Origin of the sequence: Inquilinus sp., assembly GCF_039594555.1 — a bacterium.
Taxonomy (GTDB): Bacteria; Pseudomonadota; Alphaproteobacteria; order DSM-16000; family Inquilinaceae; genus Inquilinus.
Genome location: NZ_JBCNNF010000117.1, coordinates 1 through 17,153, shown reverse-complemented (window position 1 = coordinate 17,153; position 17,153 = coordinate 1). Strand labels below are relative to the sequence as shown.

Genomic DNA, 17,153 nt, shown 5'->3' with positions numbered 1-17,153 from the left:
GGGCTGATCCGGCCCGCCCGGGCGTAGATCATGGCCTGCATCAATCCCGACGGCACCCTGACCGAGGTGGCGAAGCGCAGCCTGACCCTGTTGGCCGTGCCGCACACCGCGGCCCGGCTGGCGGAGGCGGCCGGCCTGCCGCTCTGGCGGGTGCGCGCCACCCTGCGCGAGACCGGCCGGGCAAAGCTGGTCGCCTGCCTCGACCCCGATGCGGTCGACCCGGCCTGGCAGCTCACCGATCTAGGCGCGGAAGCCCTCGAGCTGAGCCAGGGCTGATCGCGCTTTACTGATGCATCACAATGAGATAAGGGTCTCCCTTGAAGCATCATATGAGCCGGGTCGCATTTCGGATTCTGTCGGCCCGGCTTCTGCGCTAGAGTGCGGGCGGATGGATCTGCGGGGGTACCGATGAGGACGATGAAGGGTTTTGCCGCGGCCACGTTGGCCGCCATGGCGCTGGCGGCCTGCCAGGATGCGACGCCGCCGAAGCCACAGACGGGGGGCCTGTTCCCCGATGTCGGCAACTACCAGCCGGCCAACCTGCCGCCCAAGGCGCAGCTGACGCCGACCGAGGTCCGCTACGACCTGCTGGTCAAGCTGCAGACCGAGATGATGGTCACCGGGCTGAGCTGCAAGGAAGAGTTCAACGATCCGATCATCTTCCGGACGTTCAGCCAGTGGGTCGTCAACAACGACGACCGGATCCTGGACACCCAGGACAAGCTGGGTAGGCTGCTGGCCAAGTACAACAAGGGCAACGGGCAGCGGCTGTTCGACACCTACCGCACCAAGATGGCGAATGACGAGTCCCAGCGCATGCAGCGGATGACGCAGGGCGCCTACTGCCTGGCGCGCAAGGACCAGTTCGCCGAGGTGGTGAAGTACACCCCGCAGCAGCTGGACGAATATCTGAACAAGTCCTACGAGCTTCTGCACACGCGCTACAACGAGGTCGGGGCCAAGACCCAGACCGCGGCGGCGCCGACCGACAAGGCTGCGGCCCCTGCCGTCAAGCCGAAGAAGAAGCCGTAAGCACCAGCTTTCTCTTTTGCCGATCCATCCGGAAAGGGCCGCGCGAGCGGCCCTTTTTCGTTACGGCCGACTGTCTTCCCATGACGGCTTGCCGAAACATTCTGTCGCTGCTATCAAGAGCGTCCCACCCGTCGCGGTGGGATCAACGGCGTCCATGAAACGGCAGAGGGGGAGTTGCAGTGGCATCGACACGCATCGTCAGCTCCCCGGATCTCCGTCATTAGGTAGGTCCGCCTCCGCGCTCCCGGCTGGTCTGGCCCCGGGGGCCTCCGGACCCCGCCCAGGACGCCCGATGGCCTGAATCGCCCTAGCGTCCACCCCGAAACCCTCAGATCGCCGTCGGCACGGGCCCCGCCCACGCCGATTCGCCTGAACCGTTCAGCCGGGAGGATGCCGCTTCGGCGGTGTCGGAACGACCGTGGCGCTAGACCAGACCACCCCTCAGAACAATCCTTTGCTGCGCGTGCTGCGCTTCAGCCTCGGCCATTGGCGCCGCCACCCGCTGCCGGTTGCAGTCGCGATCGGCGCCGTGCTGGCCTCGACCGCCATCGACGTGGTGCTGCCGGTCTTCGCCGGCCGCATGGTCGACGCCATCGCCTCGGGGCCCGGTGGCTACGACGCCGCGCTCACGGCGCTGCTGACCATCATCGGGCTCGGCATCGTCTATGTGGCGCTGCGCGACACGGTGTTCCGCGCCATCATCCGGCTGACCACCCGGATCATGCAGGCGATGACACAGGAGGCGTTCTGGCGCGTCCAGCGCTTCTCCACCGACTGGCACGCCAACAGCTTCGCCGGCTCCACGGTCCGCAAGATCAACCGCGGCACCTGGGCGATGGACCTGCTGAACGACGTCATCCTGGTCGAGCTGCTGCCGTCGGTCCTGGTGCTGCTCGGCGCCACCGCCCTCCTGGCGGCACGCTGGCCGCTGATGGGCGCGGCGGTGGCCTGCGGCGTCGCCGTGTTCCTGCTGATCAGCCTGGTGCTGGTGCTGCGCTACGTGGCCCCCGCCGCGCGGCTGGCCAACGAGATGGACTCCAAGCTCGGCGGCAACTTAGCGGATTCGATCGGCTGCAACGCCGTGGTGAAGACCTTCGGCGCCGAGCGGCGCGAGGATGCCTTCATCGCCCGCACGGTCGAGACCTGGCGCCAGCGCACCATCCGCACTTGGCACCGCGGCACCAATTCCGGCACCACCCAGAACCTGATCATGGTGGGGCTGAACGGCATGGTGCTGGGCATCGGCCTGTGGCTGTGGGGCCGCGGAATGGCGACGCCGGGCGACATCACCTACATCCTCGGCACCTATGCCCTGATCCATGGCTATCTGCGCGGCGTGGGCATGCATGTCCGCAACCTGCAACGTGCGGTCAACGACATGGAGGAGCTGGTCGACTTCATGGATCAGCCGCTCGGGGTCGAGGACCGGCCGGCGGCGCCGGAAATCAGGGTCGAGGCCGGCCGGATCGACTTCGACGCGGTCACCTTCCGCTACCAGGGGCAGAAGGAGCCGATCTATGACGGCTTCACCCTGACCATCGCCCCGGGCGAGCGGATCGGCCTGGTCGGCCATTCCGGCAGCGGCAAGAGCACCTTCGTCAAGCTGGTGCAGCGCCTGTACGACCTGAACGGCGGCGCCATCCGCATCGATGGACAGGACGTCGCCGCGGTGACGCAGGAAAGCCTGCGCCGCCAGATCGCCTTGGTGCCGCAGGAGCCGGTGCTGTTCCACCGCACGCTGGCGGAGAATATCGCCTATGGCCGGCCGGACGCGACGATGGAGCAGATCATCGACGCGGCGAAGCAGGCCTATGCTCACGACTTCATTGCCCGCCTGCCGCAGGGCTATGAGACACTGGTCGGCGAGCGCGGGGTGAAGCTGTCGGGCGGCGAGCGCCAGCGCGTGGCCCTGGCCCGCGCCATCCTGGCCGACGCCCCGGTCCTGATCCTGGACGAGGCGACGTCCAGCCTGGACAGCGTGTCGGAATCGCTGATCCAGGCGGCGGTGGAGAAGCTGATCGTCGGCCGCACCACGATCATCGTCGCGCACCGGCTGTCGACCGTGCAGAAGGTCGACCGCATCCTGGTGTTCGACCGTGGCCGGATCGTCGAGCAGGGCACCCATGCCGAGCTGGTGAAGCGCGAGGGCGGCCATTACCGCGAACTGTTCGAGCACCAGGCGATGGGGCTGCTCGACGGCCAGGAGGCGGCGTAAGCCGCCTCTAACCTCCACTGCCAGGAGGAGGCGGCGTAAGCCGCCTCCTGTGCTCTAGCTGCCTTCCGCCGAGGGCAGCCGGGCCGCGAACTCCGCCGCCAGCCAGTCGATGAACACCCGCACCCGGGGCGACAGCTGCCGGCTGTGCGGGTACAGCACATAGACCGGCGAGGGGGCGGGCGGCATGTCGGCCAGCACCTCGACCATGGTGCCGGCCGCGAGGTCGTCCGCCAGGCGGTAGCGCGGCAGCTGGATCAGCCCCAGCCCCAGCCGGCCGGCGGCGAAATAGATCTCGGCGCCGGCCGCTGACACCGTCACCGGCAGCGTGATGTCGCGCCGGGCGCCATCGGCCATGAACTCCAGCGGCATCAGCGCGCCGGTGGCGGAGGACAGGAAGCCGACCATGCGGTGGCTCGCGAGGTCGTCCAGCGTGCGCGGGGTGCCGAAGCGCTCCAGATAGGCCGGGGTGGCGAAGGTGCCCTCCGCCAGCACCGCGATGCGCCGGCCGATCAGCGTGCTGTCGGCGGGCTGTCCAACCCGCAGCACGCAGTCCACCCCCTCGCGCACCAGGTCGACGAAGCGGTCGCCCTCGCCGAAATGGATCTGGATGTCCGGGTATTCCTCCAGGAACCGGGGCAGGCCCGGCATCATGAAGGACCGGGCCAGGATGCCGTGCACGTTCACGCGCAGCAGCCCCTTCGGCCTGGCGCCGGTGAAGGCGGCCTCGGCCTCCTCGATATCCGCCAGGATCGACAGGCAGCGCTGGTAATAGGCCTCGCCGTCCAGAGTCGGGCGGACCTGCCGCGTGGTCCGCTGCAGCAGCCGCACGCCCAGCCGCGCCTCCAGCTGCTTGACGCCCTCGGTCGCGGTCGACCGTGGCAGGCCGAGATCCTGCGCCGCCAGCGAGAAGCTGCGTCGCTCGACCACGCGCAGGAACAGCCGCATCGCATCGAGCCGGTCCATCCGAATTGTTCCCACTATTTGAACGATGATGTCGAAGCAAACCAGATTATCCGGAAGTCAGGAAGGCGCATCTTGGACTCACGCCAATCACATCGTTCGGAGGACATCATGAGCGAACGGAACACCAAGGTCGCCATCGTCACCGGCGCCTCTCGCGGCATCGGCGCCGCCATCGCCGAGCGGCTGGCCCGCGACGGCTTCACCGTTGTCATCAACTATGCCGGCAATGCGGAGGCGGCCGAGGCCTTGGCCCGCAGGATCGAGCAGGCGGGCGGCCATGCCATCTCGGCCCAGGCCGACGTCGCCGACCCCGCCGCGGTGCGGCGCATGTTCGACGCGGCCGAGACCGCCTATGGCGGCGTCGACGTGCTGGTGAACAACGCCGGGATCATGCAGCTGGCGCGGATCGCCGACGCCGATGACGCGCTATTCGACCGGACGGTCGCGGTCAACCTGAAGGGCACCTTCAACACCCTGCGCGAGGCTGCGAAGCGGCTGCGCGACGGTGGCCGGATCATCAATTTCTCGACCAGCGTCGTCGGCACCAAGCTCGAGAGCTACGGCGTCTATACGGCCACCAAGGCGGCGGTCGAGGCGCTGACCGGGATCCTGGCGAAGGAGCTGCGCGGCCGCGGCATCAGCGTCAACGCCGTGGCCCCGGGCCCGACGGCCACCGACCTGTTCTTCAACGGCAAGTCGCCGGAGCTGGTCGACCGCCTCGCCAAGGCCGCCCCGCTGGAGCGGCTGGGCACGCCGGAGGACATCGCCAATGTCGTCTCCTTCCTCGCCGGCCCGCAGGGCGGCTGGGTCAACGGCCAGGTCCTGCGCGCCAATGGCGGCCTCGTCTGAACCAAGCCCTCGTCATCAGGAGCGGATCATGAGTTCCGTCATCGTCGTCACCGGCGCGTCCAGCGGCTTCGGCCTGATGGCTGCCCGCGCTTTGGCCCATGCCGGCCACATCGTCTATGCCAGCATGCGCGACACCGCCGGCCGCAACGCGCCGCAGGTGGCCGAGGTCGCGGCCTATGCCCGGCAGAACGGCGTCGACCTGCGCACGATTGAGCTCGACGTCACGTCGCAGCCCTCAGCCGATGCGGCGATCGCGCAGATCATCGCCGACAATGGCCGGCTCGACGTCATCGTGCACAATGCCGGCCACATGGTCTACGGCCCGGCCGAGGCCTTCACGCCGGAGCAGCTGGCCGAGCTTTACGACATCAACGTGCTCAGCACCCAGCGGGTCAACCGCGCCGCCCTGCCGCAGCTGCGCAAGCAGGGCCGGGGGCTGCTGGTCTGGGTCTCGTCCAGCAGCACGCGCGGCGGCACCCCGCCCTATCTGGCGCCGTATTTCGCCGCCAAGGCGGGCATGGACGCGATGGCGGTCAGCTATGCCGGCGAACTGGCGCGCTGGGGCATCGAGACCTCGATCATCGTCCCCGGCGCCTTCACCAAGGGCACCAACCATTTCGCCCATTCCGGCCAGCCGGCCGACACGGCGCGGGCCGAGGAATACGCCCGCGGCCCGACCGCCGATTTCGGCGAGGTCGCCTTCAAGGGCTTGGCGGCGCTGGAGCCGGCCGACGCCGACCCGCAAGCGGTGGCCGATGCCATCGTCAGGGTGGTCGACACGCCCTTCGGCCAGCGGCCGTTCCGGGTCCATATCGACCCGTCGCAGGACGGCGCCGAGATCGTCAACGGCGTCGCCGACCGGGTCCGGGCCGAGCTGCTGCGGCGGATCGGGCTGGAGGACATCCTGAGGCCGCGCATGATTGGCTGAGCACCGCCCCGGTCAGGGCGCCTGGATTCGCGGTTATGAAACGCCCTGCGCCCGGCCGCCTGCCAAGCCTCAGCTCGTCCCGGCCAGCGCCTCGGCCCCGATCGGGCGGAACAGGGCCGGGCGGCCGTAAAAGCGGGTGGCGAGGGCGGAGACCCGGGCGGCGTCGCCGGTGGTGAAGAACTGCGGCGGCGCTTCCGCCTCTCCGGCCGTGTCGAATTCCGGGTGGCGCTGCAGATAGGCCTTCAGGCTGCGGGCGGTGATGTCCGGCTGGGACAGCACCTCGACCCCCGGTGGCAGCGCCTCGGCGAACAGGTCGGCGACCAGCGGGTAATGGGTGCAGCCCAGGATCACCGCATCCGGCGGCACGCCCTTCAGCTGCCGCATCAGCAGGGCCGCGTAGCGCCGCACGGCGCGGCGTAGCACCGCCTCCGGCGCCGCCCGCTCGATCAGCGTCACCAGCACCGGGCAGGCCTGCTGCATCACCGTGATCTCCGGCGCGCGCTTGCCGATCTCCTCGACGAATGCGCCGGTGCGCACCGTGTGGCGGGTGGCGAAGATGGCGACGGTGCGCGGCTCGCCCCGGTGCCGGCCGGTGCGAATATCGGCCATCCAGGGCACGCCGGTGATCGCCTCCACCATCGGCACCAGCACGCCGATCACCCGGCGGTCGGGGAAATGCTGCGGCAGCCAGGTCTGCTGCAGCCGGCGCAGGCCGGTGGCGGCGGCAGTGTTGCAGGCCAGGACCACCAGCCGGCAGCCCTGGCCGAACAGCCGCTCCACCGCCGCCACGGTCAGGCGGTAGATCTCCTCCGGCTCGCGGTTGCCATAGGGGGCGTGGCCGTGATCGCCGAGATAGAGGAAGCGCTGCTGCGGCAGGTGCCGTGTCAGCGCCCGCAGCACCGTCAGCCCGCCATGTCCCGAATCGAAAACCCCGATCATCCGCATCCCCGCGATCCTGCCCTGGCGGTAGCGGATGTCGAGGGCATTCTCAAGGCGTTCGGCAGGGGCGTTCGGCGGCAGGGCGACCCGCGTCACCCCTCCCAGCGCACGCGGTAGCCGTGGATGCACCGCTGCCGGGCGGCCATCAGCCGCAGGAACAAGGGCATCATCAGGCGCTGCAGCCGGCTTGTCACCGGGCCGCGGCTCCGCTTGGTGCTGTCGCCGGCGCGACGGCCCAGCGCGCAGATCCGCTCGGCGCGCCGGCGCCGCTCCTGCTCGAAGCCGGTGAAGGCGTGGGCTATAGCCCCGGCGCCGGCCGGCGCGCCGCGAAGCTGCCGGGCCAGCGCGATCGCATCCTCCAGCGCCAGCGAGGCGCCCTGGCCGGAATGCGGGGTGACGGCATGGGCGGCGTCGCCCACCAGCACGGCCCGGCCGCGCCACCAGCGCGGCAGGCTCGGCATGTCGTAGATGTCGATCGGCCGCGCCATCTCCGTCGCCGCCGCCAGGATGTCCCGCACCGGGCCGAACCAGCCGTCGCCCGCAGCCAGCAGTTGCCGCCGCACGAGGTCCAGCGTCAGCGCCGCCCGATCGTCGCCATCCAGCGGCCGGGCGCGCTCCACCGCGCTCCACCACATCAGCCCCTCGGCGTCGGCTTGGTCGACATAGGCTTGGCCGAAGAACGCGCCGGGCCTGCCGAAGCAGAAGGTCATTGTCGCCTCGGCGGCCGGCGTGGGCGGCGGCAGCGCGGCGCGCGGCACGAAACCGCCGACGCCGACCAGCCCGGTGAAGGCCGGGGCGGGGGCGTCGGGCAGGATCAGGCGACGGGTCCGCGAATGGATGCCGTCGGCACCGACCAGCAGGTCGCCCCGCGCCGTGCCGCCATCGGCGAAGCGGGCGGTGATGCCGTCGGCATCCTCCTCGATCGCCGCCAGCCGGCGCCCGTATTCGACCGGGATGCCCTCGCGGGCCGCGGCCGCTGCCAGGATCTCGTGCAGCCGGGCGCGCTTCACGGTCACCGCCGGCAGGGCGGCGCCATCGATCGGCATGGCGGCGAAGCGGGCGCCGCGCTGGTCGCGGAACTCCATCCCGTTGCAGGCGATGCCGGCCCCGGCCACCCTGCCGGCGAGGCCCAGCTCGGCCAGCACGGCCATGCCGTTGGGGGCGACCTGCAGCCCGCTGCCGATGTCGGTGCGTTGCGGATAGGCCTCGTAGAGGGTGGCGGCGATGCCCGCCCTCTTCAGGAACAGCGACAGGGACAGGCCGGCGATGCCGCCGCCGATGACCAGGACATGGGGTGAAGCAGGCATGGGCTCTCCGCAGGCGCGCCGCCGCCCTCCGGGCGGCTGGATGCGCTCAGGCCGCCCGGGGGCGGGCGGCTGGTTTCGGGCGGCGCGGCCTGCTAGCCTTCGATGTCGGTCCTCGGGCGCAGGCCTTGCCGGTGCTTGGGGCGATGGCCCGGGGTGGTGTTGGCGCACCGCTCCGGGCTTTTCCATCGTGCTCAGCTCATGGCCGCGCCTCCCGTTCCGCGTGCCAGCCGCGCCAGAGCGCCAGGCCCTCCAGGCTGCCGTCGCGGATGCGGCCGGCAAGGCCGGCCACGAAGCGCCGCTCCGTCTCCAGCATCGCCAGCTCGTATTCGTGCTCGACCAGGAACAACGCCGGCAGATCGGCCTCGGCGGCGCGGGCCAGCTCGGCCCGGCTCTCCGCGATCGCGGCGTCCAGCCGGGCCAGGCGCTGTTCCAGCAACGGCGCGACTGCTTCCGGCGCCAGCACCGGCATCAACGACAGCCCGGCCTCGAACAGTGGGTATTCCTTCGCCGGCCGCGCCAGCATCGCCGTCATCCAGCGGGTCAGCGTCTCCGTCCCCGCCGGGGTGATGGCGAACACCGTCCGCTCCGGCCGTCTGCCCGCCCGCACGGTCTCGCGCGGCACGATCAGCCCGTCGCGCTGCAGCGCCGCGATCACGGTGTAGAGCGAGCCGTAGCGCAGCTTGATGCTCTTCTCCTTGCCGCGCTCCTTCATCGTCGCCGCCATCTCATAGGGATGCATGTCGCGCTCGAACAGCAGGGCGAGCACGGCGAGGGCCAGCGGATTGGATGGATGATCGGCGTCGCTCATGTCCGTATCCGTATACCCGTCTACGAGTATTGTCCAGGCGACCCATAGGCAGCCCGCGATTGACCGCGGCCCGGCCCGCCGATAGCTTGCTGGCATGGTTCGTCGTCCGCGCCCCGCTCCGCGATACGGTGCCCCGCTCCTCTAGCGCGGCGGGACGACATTTCATGCCCATCCCATGCCGCCGGTTCCGGCGGCATTTCCATATGGGGTCTCCGGGCCGCGCGGCGCCACCAGGAGACCCGACATGCCGCCCGTCATCATCCGCCCGGCCCGGCCGGACGAGCATTCCGCCCTCTGCGTCCTGTTCGCCGAGCTCGACCGCTTCCATCGCGAGGTCCGGCCCGACGTGTTCGTCGAGCCCGACGGCCCAGCGCGCAGCCCGGAGCTGATCGCCGGCCTGATCGCGGGGCCGGACCGCACTATCCTGGTCGCCGATGACGGCGGCGTCCTGGCCGGCCTCGCCACGCTGGTCGAGAAGACGATCCCGGCCAATCCGGTGCGGCCGGAGCGCCGCATCGTCGAGATCGACAACCTGGTGGTGATGCCCCGCCACCGCCGCCGCGGCATCGCCGGGCTGCTGCTGCGCCGGGCCGAGGACTGGGCGCGCGGCCGCGGTCTCGCCAGCCTCGAGCTCGGCGTCTGGGAGTTCAATACCGGGGCGGTGGCCTGCTACGAGGCGGCCGGCTTTGCGCCGACCACCCGCCGGCTGAGCAAGCCGGTCGCGCCTTAGAGCGGCGCCGAGGTCATGTGGATCAGTGGGAAAGGCTGGCCCTGGCCGTCCAGCGGCGACCGGCCGGTCTGGCGGAAGCCGCATTTGCGGTAGAAGGCCAGGGCGCCCGGGTTCTGCTCGTTGACGTCCAGCGTCAGGTCGCCCTTCAGCGCCGCGGCATGGGCCAGCAGCCTGCGGCCGGTGCCGCGGCCGTGCCGGTCGGGGTCGACGAACAGCATCTCGACCTTCGACCCGTCCAGCCCCATGAAGCCCTCCGGCGTACCGTCCGGCCCGGCCGCCACCCACAGTTCGACCGCCGCCAGATACTGGTCGCGCAGCAGCGGCAGCATCGCCTGGATCTCGGCCTCGGTCAGGAAGTCGTGTGTGGCGCGCACGGCGCGCAGCCAGATCTCCAGCAGGGCCGGATGGTCTTCCGGCCGGCCCGGGCGGATCGTGATGCTCACGACCGGCCTCCTGCGGCGCGGCGGCGCCATTCCGCGCGGGTCTGGCCCCAGATCTCGACCTCGGTGTCGATCGGCGCCGGCAGCCGGCCAAGGCCGCGGAAGCGCGAGCCCAGCCGGCGCGCCACCGCCTTGGACGGCTCGTTGTCCGGCGCGATGCAGTGGATCACCTCGGTCCAGCCGAGATGGTCGAAGGCCCAGTCGATCGCCGCCGCAGCACCCTCGGTGGCATACCCCTTGCCCCAGGCGGCACGGCTCAGGCCCCAGCCGACCTCGGTGCCCGGCCAGCCCTCCGGCTGCCAGGGGCCGAGCCGGCCGACCCAGCGGCCGGTCGCCTTCTCGATCACCGAGAACATGGAGAAGCCCTGCATCGCCCAGGCTCCGGCAGTCACCAGGAAAATCCGCCAGGTTACGGTGCGCGGCTGGACGCCGCCGATGAAGCGGGCGGCCTCCGGATCGGCCATGAACGCGGCCCAGTCTTCGAAATCCTCGGCGCGGGTCGGGCGCAGGATCAGCCGGGCGGTCTCCAGAACGGGTTCCGACATCGCGCGCCTCCTGAATCATGGGGGCGCAGCAGGCCCGATCCGGGTCGGCCGGTCAAGCCGCCGGTCGGCTCACCGGCCGGACGCCGCGCCGGAATCGGGGGCGACGAAGCTGTGCAGCAGCAGGCGCACCAGCTCGGCCTGGCGGTGCGTTTCGGTCTTCTCGAACACCTGCTTCAGATAGTGCCGGGCGGTGCCGATGGAGATGCCCAGGCTCTCCGCCGCCTCGGCCGGGCCGAAGCCGTCGGCGATCAGCGCCGCCAGGTCGGATTCGCGCCGGGTCAGGCCATAGGCGCTGGCCAGGCCGGCCGTATCGATGCGGCTGCGGCGGTCGGGGTCGGAGATCAGCACCGCCACCGCTCCCGGCTCGCCCTGGGGGGCGCCGTGGCCGGGCGTCGGTGCCGGCACCACGGTCAGGATCAGCGGCCCGTTCGGCGGCCGGCGGGACACCGGGATGCGCAGCATCGCCGCGGCGGTGCGGGTCAGCGCATCGTCGGCGGCGTCCGGGCCGCCCCCCGCCAGCAGCGTCGCCGCGGTGATCGCCTGGTGCAGCGCCCGGGTCTGGGCCGGCAGGGTGGTGGCGATGCCATAGGCGTCGGCCAGCAGCCCGTCGCGCGCGGCGATGATCGCCTCGGCCCGCTCGTTGCGATAGGCCGGCCGGCCGTGCCGGTCCAGCAGGATCAGGCCCAGCCCCAGCGCGTCGATCGCCGCCAGGGCGCCGGTGGCGCGCGGGTCGACGCTGGCCAGGCGGCGGTTCAGCTTGCCGGCCTTGGCCAGGTGCGGCACCAGCGCCTGCAGCCGGTTCAGCTCCTCCGGGCCGAAATCGCGCTCATGCAGCGGCCGGCACACGCGGATCGCCGTCCAGCTGGACGGGCCGCGCCACGGCACAGCCACGGCGGCCAGCCCGCCGCCGATCGGCCGGATCAGCTGCTGGTAGAAATCCGTCCGCTCATAATCCGGGACCGGGACCAGGGAGGATTGGGTGCGCGCGGCGCCAGTGGGGAATCGGCGCATCTGCTCGGCCCAGAAGTCGCTGTGCAGGATCTGGTCGCAGCGCTCGCCATGCCGCCGCACATCCATGCGCGAACAGGTGGCGAGCTGGACGCCGTCGGCGGTCGTGGTGGTGAACACGGCATGCGAGCCGCCGACCAGGTCGCGCACCGAATCCAGGCAGTTCGGCCAGTCCTGCGGCTCCATCGCGGCATCGTAGATCCGCTGCACGGTCCGCAGGATCACCTGCGCGCCCGCACTCACTCGGACCCTCCGTTGCTGAGGTCCGCTCCGCCGAAGCGGCGCGCCGAGGCGCAGCGAACCGTCACATGCGCGTCGCCCCCGTGTCGATCATGGCATGCCGGCATCCCGTGCTCCAAAAATATCCTATGGGCAGGAAAATACGCCGATAGTCGAGCCTGCCCCGTTTCTGGAATAGAACAAAATCTCACGAGATCGACACAGCAACCAAACTGCGTCTTTCTCGATCATGCGATCATACAGTGTTTTTGCTGATGCCATGATAAGCACTTTTATTGTGGCATCGGTGTGGACTCGCGGCGGCGAAGCCGGGGCGCTGGGCATGACAAAGGCGGCCACTGGGGTGTGGCCGCCTTTGCCATCGGTGTGTCGATAACGCCTGGAGCGCTCAGCCCGCCCGGCGCATCGCGACGGCCTTCTTCAGCTCCTCGTCGAACAGCTCGGCCAGCTTGTCGATCATGGTGCCGCCCAACTGCTCGGCGTCGACGATGGTGACGGCGCGGCGATAGTAGCGGGTGACGTCATGGCCGATGCCGATCGCCACCAGCTCCACCGGCGACCAGCGCTCGATGTATTCGATCACCTGCTTCAGGTGCCGCTCGAGATAGTTGCCGGGGTTGACCGACAGCGTCGAATCGTCGACCGGGGCGCCGTCGGAGATCACCATCAGGATCCGCCGCTGCTCCGGCCGGCCGACGATGCGGTTGTGGGCCCACAGCAGCGCCTCGCCGTCGATATTCTCCTTCAGCACGCCCTCGCGCAGCATCAGGCCCAGATTCTTGCGGGCCCGTCGCCAGGGCGCGTCGGCGGCCTTGTAGATGATGTGGCGCAGGTCGTTCAGCCGGCCCGGATTCTGCGGCTTGCTCTGTTGGATCCAGCGCTCGCGCGCCATGCCGCCCTTCCAGGCGCGGGTGGTGAAGCCGAGGATCTCGACCTTTACGCCGCAGCGCTCCAGCGTCCGCGCCAGGATGTCGGCGGCGATCGCGGCGATGGTGATCGGCCGGCCGCGCATCGACCCGGAATTGTCGATCAGCAGCGTCACCACCGTGTCGCGGAAATCGGTGTCCTGCTCCATCTTGAAGGACAGCGGCGTCAGCGGGTTGATGACGACGCGGGCCAGGCGGGCGGCGTCGAGGATGCCCTCCTCCAGGTCGAAATCCCAGGACCGGGTCTGCTTGGCCATCAGCTTGCGCTGCAGCCGGTTGGCCAGCTTGGCGATCACGCCCTGCAGGTGCTGCAGCTGCTGGTCCAGCATCAGCCGCAGCCGCGACAGCTCGTCGGCGTCGCACAGATCCTCGGCCGACACCATCTCGTCGAACTGGGTGGTGAAGGCCTTGTAGTTCAGGCCGTTCGGGTCCAGCGACCCGGTCTGGTCGTCGCGCCAGGGCTGGCCCGGCGCCTCGGTGTCCTCGGTCGAGAACTCGTCGGAATCCTCCGACGCCTCCTCCTGCTCGGCGCCCTCGGCGTCGGTCTCGTCGCCGCTCTCCGGGTCGCTGTCGCTGTCATCGGCCTCGGCGCTGACCTGCTCGCCCTCGCGGCCCTGCTCCTCCGGCTGCTCGCCCTCGGACTTGTCCTCGTCCTCGCCCTCCTCGTCCTCCTGCGTCTCGTCCTCCTGCCCGACATCGATGTCGAGCTCGGAGAGCAGGTGCTTGGCGCAGCGGGCATAGGCCTCCTGGTCGTCCATGGCATCGGCCAGTTCGTGCAGCGAGCGGCCGATCCGGCTCTCCAGCCAGGACTTCCACAGATCGGCGGCGTGTCGGGCGTTCGGCGGCGGCTTCTCGCCGGTCATCGCCTCGCGCGCGGCCAGGCGCACCGCCTCGGCCAGCGGCACCTGCTCGCGCTCGGTGACGCGGTCCAGCCCCTGGCGCTTGAAGCGCTCGTCCAGCGCCGCCGCGAGGTTGCCGGCGACGCCGGCCATCTGGGTGGATCCGATCGCCTCGCAGCGCGCCTGCTCCAGCGCCTCGAAGGCGGCGCGGGCCGCCTCGCCCGGCGGCATGCGGGCGGCGTGCAGCTTGGCGTTGTGATGGCGCAGGCGCAGCGCCACGGCATCGGCGGCGCCGCGCACCTTGGCCACCTCGGCCGAGGTCAGCAGGCGCGAGGGCTGCGGCAGCCGCGCCCGGGTGCCGGCGACGCCGGCCGGCTCGCTGGAATAGGCCACGGTAACGTCGGGGCGCTCGGAAATGGCCCGCACCGTCGCCGTGGTGGCGCGCTTGAACACCTCGATCGGGCTGTCGTCCTGGGGCATCGCCTGCTTCGTCTCTACGGCTTTCGCCGTTCTTTCCTCAGTCTGTCATTGCCGGGCTTGACCCGGCAATCCAGTGGGTCTCGACAGACTCTGGATGCCCGGGTCAAGCCCGGGCATGACAGCAAAATGCAACCATCACGCCAGATGGGCGCGGACGCCGCTTTCCGGCAGCTCGGTGCCGAAGCAGCGCTGGTAATACTCGGCCACGGTCGAGCGCTCGACCTCGTCGCATTTGTTCAGGAAGGTCAGGCGGAAGGCGAAGCCGACATCGCCGAAGATGCGCGAGTTCTCGGCCCAGGTGATCACCGTGCGCGGCGACATGACGGTGGAGATGTCGCCGCCGATGAAGCCGGCGCGGGTCAGGTCGGCCAGGCGGACCATGGCGTTGACCTTGGCGCGGCCGTCCTCATTGTCGAAGTCCGGCACCTTGGCCAGGACGATCTCGACCTCGGCGTCATGCGGCAGGTAGTTCAGCGTGGCGACGATCGACCAGCGGTCCATCTGGCCCTGGTTGATCTGCTGGGTGCCGTGATACAGGCCGGTGGTGTCGCCCAGGCCGACGGTGTTGGCGGTGGCGAAGATGCGGAAGGCCGGGTGCGGGCGGATCACCCGGTTCTGGTCCAAGAGGGTCAGCTTGCCCTCGACCTCCAGCACGCGCTGGATCACGAACATCACGTCCGGCCGGCCGGCGTCGTACTCGTCGAACACGATGGCGCAGGGGTTCTGCAGCGCCCAGGGCAGGATGCCCTCGCGGAACTCGGTCACCTGCTTGCCGTCGCGCAGCACGATGGCATCCTTGCCGACCAGGTCGATGCGGCTGATGTGACTGTCCAGGTTCACCCGGATGCAGGGCCAGTTCAGCCGCGCGGCCACCTGCTCGATATGGGTCGACTTGCCGGTGCCGTGATAGCCCTGGATCATGACGCGGCGGTTGTGCGCGAAGCCGGCCAGGATGGCCATGGTGGTGTCGCGGTCGAAGCGGTAGGCGCTGTCGACCTCCGGCACGTGCTGCGTCGCGGACGAGAAGGCGGGCACCTGCAGGTCGCTGTCGATGCCGAAGGTCTGCCGCACGGACACCTTGATGTCGGGCAGCGTCGTGGAGGTGTCAGCGCTCATGATCCAGTCGAAGTCCAAATTCCAGGATACGGTTCAGGAGGCGAAGCCGGCCTTCAGCACGCTGTAGGCGTGGTTGATGGTCTTGAACTTCTCCTCGGCGTCGCGGCTACCGCCATTGGCGTCCGGGTGATGCAGTTTGACAAGGGTCTTGTAGCGGGCCTTGAGGGTTTTCAGGTCGAAGGGAGGAGCGAGCTCGAGCGTCTTCATCGCGCTCTCCTGCTCGGTCAGCGGGCGGCCCTGCTTGGCCTCCTCCTGCGCCTCGCGGCCGGCATGGAACGGGTTGTCGCCCGCGCCCTCGGCGAAGCTTTGATAGATCTTGGCGCGCAGCCGCTGCTCGGCCCGCCAGGAGCCCATCGGCCAGGTCGGCCGGTCCCACACCGTGTCGCGCCGGGCCTCGCGCTCGATCTGGTCCGCGCTCATGCCCTGGTAGTAGTTCCAGCTGCGGTTGTACTCCCGCACATGCTCCAGGCAGAACCACCAGTAGTCGTTCAGATGCTGCCGCGATTTCGGGGCCCGGAACTCTCCGGCGCAGGCACAGCCCGGGTGGTCGCAACGGCGCGCTGCGGGCGCCGGCTCCTCGAATGCCCGGTCGAATCTGCGGTTCGCGGTGGCCATGCTGCGAGTATGGGGAGGGCGTTTTCGCCTGACAAGTCGAGGCGGCGGAAATCTGCCCTGCCCTCGTGTCGCAGCATCGGGGCTTGCGTCATATGGGAATATTGGGAAGATGGAGCGACCGTCTCCCGTCGCCGCGCCGCCTCTGCTATCACCCTTCGCCGTCAGCCGGGGGCCCGATGGAGGAGAGGACCGATGCAGATCGCCGACCGCATGCGCCGCAAGATCGAGGAGGCGCTGGCCCCGGCCCAGCTCGAGATCATCGACGACAGCCACCGCCATGCCGGGCATGCCGGGCATGACGGAAAGGGCGAGAGCCATTTCCGGGTGCTGATCGTCTCCGCCGCCTTCGAGGGCCGCTCGCGGGTCGAGCGCCAGCGGGTGGTCTACGACCTGCTGGCGGCCGAGCTGCAGGACCGGGTGCACGCTTTGTCGCTGACCACCCGGACACCGGAGGAGGCGGAGCGGGCGGGCGCCCGCGGCTGACGCTTCGGCCCGGTCGCGCGCAGGCCACGCCCCCTTCCCTCTCGCAAGTCCGGTTCATCCACCCATCGGGGCGGCGGGGCTACGAACAGATTGCCTCCCCCGCGTGCGAGACCTTTTCGGAAATTCCCCGGATCGTCCCGGACGCTCGCGGCGAAAGCAAAAGAGTCCCCCCTCCCCTTGCGGGAGGGGGGTAGGGGGAGGGGGTTCGCGCGGCCAGAGCCGCCCACGATCCGGCCCACCCGCGACATCGTTTCCTGAGCCCATTCGCGCGAAGCTTGTCCTCGACAACTCCCTCCCCTAGCCCCCTCCCGCGAGGGGAGGAGGGACTAGAAAGGGATGGCTTCGGCTATTCCGAAAGGTCTCGCCTGGCGGGAGAGGTCGGGCTCGCGCAGCGGGACGGGTGAGGGTAGGCCCTGGCCTCGACAAAACACCCGGAGGCGCAAGCGCCTCCGACCTCTCCCGTGATCCCCGGGTCAAGCCCGGGGAGGAGAGGCAAGAGGGTCGGCGCTCATAGGGTCAGGACTCATCCGGCCGGGCGGTCACCCGCCGCCGGGCTTCAGCAGCCAGGGAGCGCCGTCGAGCCGTTCGCCGGTCTCGATGTCGTACCAGCCCTGGACCGGGACCTTGTCGCTCTGGTCGAGATGCCAGTAGCGGCCGGCATCCGGCCCGTCCTCCGGCCACCAGGGTGCC

General features: G+C 70.1%; 17 protein-coding genes. 7 read left to right on the top strand and 10 right to left on the bottom strand.

Annotation, left to right across the window (positions count from 1 at the left end; all coding sequences use genetic code 11):
• Window positions 1-30: 30 nt before the first annotated feature.
• The 3 genes from ABDW35_RS14600 to ABDW35_RS14590 all read left to right on the top strand — a co-directional run bounded on the left by ABDW35_RS14600 (window position 31) and on the right by ABDW35_RS14590 (window position 3,247).
• Window positions 31-276, top strand: a complete 246-nt coding sequence (locus ABDW35_RS14600; protein WP_343714605.1) for a hypothetical protein — start codon at window positions 31-33, stop codon at window positions 274-276.
• Window positions 277-417: 141 nt separating this feature from the next.
• A complete protein-coding gene (locus tag ABDW35_RS14595; RefSeq protein ID WP_343714604.1) occupies window positions 418-1,032 on the top strand; it encodes a hypothetical protein in 615 nt (204 codons plus the stop codon).
• Window positions 1,033-1,450: 418 nt separating this feature from the next.
• Window positions 1,451-3,247, top strand: a complete 1,797-nt coding sequence (locus ABDW35_RS14590) for an ABC transporter ATP-binding protein (protein WP_343714603.1) — start codon at window positions 1,451-1,453, stop codon at window positions 3,245-3,247.
• A gap of 54 nt (window positions 3,248-3,301) precedes the next feature.
• On the opposite strand, the gene ABDW35_RS14585 is transcribed toward ABDW35_RS14590, so the two are convergent.
• Entirely contained in the window at window positions 3,302-4,210 is a 909-nt protein-coding gene (locus ABDW35_RS14585) for a LysR family transcriptional regulator (RefSeq protein WP_343714602.1), read from the bottom strand.
• A gap of 108 nt (window positions 4,211-4,318) precedes the next feature.
• On the opposite strand from ABDW35_RS14585, the gene ABDW35_RS14580 reads away from it, so the two are divergent.
• Together ABDW35_RS14580 and ABDW35_RS14575 are read left to right on the top strand one after the other, a co-directional pair.
• Entirely contained in the window at window positions 4,319-5,059 is a 741-nt protein-coding gene (locus ABDW35_RS14580; protein ID WP_343714601.1) for an SDR family oxidoreductase, read from the top strand.
• A 28-nt stretch (window positions 5,060-5,087) separates the two neighbouring features.
• Window positions 5,088-5,987, top strand: coding sequence for an SDR family oxidoreductase (locus ABDW35_RS14575; RefSeq protein ID WP_343714600.1), 900 nt, complete (start codon window positions 5,088-5,090; stop codon window positions 5,985-5,987).
• A 69-nt stretch (window positions 5,988-6,056) separates the two neighbouring features.
• Here the strand turns inward: ABDW35_RS14575 and murI are convergent, their stop codons facing one another.
• From murI to ABDW35_RS14560, 3 genes are all read right to left on the bottom strand, one after another.
• The gene (gene murI / locus ABDW35_RS14570; RefSeq protein WP_343714599.1) at window positions 6,057-7,022 is read right to left on the bottom strand and encodes a glutamate racemase; all 966 of its coding nucleotides are present in this window, start codon (window positions 7,020-7,022) and stop codon (window positions 6,057-6,059) included.
• Window positions 7,019-8,233, bottom strand: coding sequence for an FAD-dependent monooxygenase (locus tag ABDW35_RS14565; protein ID WP_343714598.1), 1,215 nt, complete (start codon window positions 8,231-8,233; stop codon window positions 7,019-7,021). Before ABDW35_RS14565 ends, murI begins: the two co-directional genes overlap by 4 nt.
• Window positions 8,234-8,429: 196 nt before the next feature.
• Window positions 8,430-9,041: a PadR family transcriptional regulator gene (locus ABDW35_RS14560; RefSeq protein ID WP_343714597.1), complete on the bottom strand. Its 612-nt coding sequence runs from the start codon at window positions 9,039-9,041 to the stop codon at window positions 8,430-8,432.
• A 244-nt stretch (window positions 9,042-9,285) separates the two neighbouring features.
• On the opposite strand from ABDW35_RS14560, the gene ABDW35_RS14555 reads away from it, so the two are divergent.
• Window positions 9,286-9,771, top strand: coding sequence for a GNAT family N-acetyltransferase (locus tag ABDW35_RS14555; RefSeq protein ID WP_343714596.1), 486 nt, complete (start codon window positions 9,286-9,288; stop codon window positions 9,769-9,771).
• Here ABDW35_RS14555 and ABDW35_RS14550 read toward each other — a convergent pair.
• The 6 genes from ABDW35_RS14550 to ABDW35_RS14525 form a co-directional block, all read right to left on the bottom strand.
• Window positions 9,768-10,214 carry an acetyltransferase gene (locus ABDW35_RS14550; RefSeq protein ID WP_343714595.1) on the bottom strand — a complete coding sequence of 149 codons (447 nt, stop codon included), beginning with the start codon at window positions 10,212-10,214 and terminating at the stop codon, window positions 9,768-9,770. The genes ABDW35_RS14555 and ABDW35_RS14550 overlap by 4 nt on opposite strands.
• Window positions 10,211-10,756 carry a GNAT family N-acetyltransferase gene (locus tag ABDW35_RS14545; protein ID WP_343714594.1) on the bottom strand — a complete coding sequence of 182 codons (546 nt, stop codon included), beginning with the start codon at window positions 10,754-10,756 and terminating at the stop codon, window positions 10,211-10,213. The genes ABDW35_RS14550 and ABDW35_RS14545 overlap by 4 nt, the downstream gene beginning before the upstream one ends.
• A 69-nt stretch (window positions 10,757-10,825) precedes the next feature.
• Window positions 10,826-12,007, bottom strand: a complete 1,182-nt coding sequence (locus tag ABDW35_RS14540; RefSeq protein ID WP_343714593.1) for a helix-turn-helix transcriptional regulator — start codon at window positions 12,005-12,007, stop codon at window positions 10,826-10,828.
• A gap of 385 nt (window positions 12,008-12,392) precedes the next feature.
• Window positions 12,393-14,249, bottom strand: a complete 1,857-nt coding sequence (gene cobT, locus ABDW35_RS14535) for a cobaltochelatase subunit CobT (protein ID WP_343714592.1) — start codon at window positions 14,247-14,249, stop codon at window positions 12,393-12,395.
• A 135-nt stretch (window positions 14,250-14,384) separates the two neighbouring features.
• Window positions 14,385-15,365 (bottom strand): cobaltochelatase subunit CobS, encoded by a 981-nt coding sequence (gene cobS, locus ABDW35_RS14530; RefSeq protein WP_343714591.1) that lies wholly within the window; start codon window positions 15,363-15,365, stop codon window positions 14,385-14,387.
• Between the two features lie 33 nt (window positions 15,366-15,398).
• Window positions 15,399-15,980, bottom strand: a complete 582-nt coding sequence (locus ABDW35_RS14525) for a J domain-containing protein (RefSeq protein ID WP_343714590.1) — start codon at window positions 15,978-15,980, stop codon at window positions 15,399-15,401.
• Window positions 15,981-16,172: 192 nt separating this feature from the next.
• On the opposite strand from ABDW35_RS14525, the gene ABDW35_RS14520 reads away from it, so the two are divergent.
• Window positions 16,173-16,463: a BolA family protein gene (locus ABDW35_RS14520; protein WP_343714589.1), complete on the top strand. Its 291-nt coding sequence runs from the start codon at window positions 16,173-16,175 to the stop codon at window positions 16,461-16,463.
• Window positions 16,464-17,153: the final 690 nt, after the last annotated feature.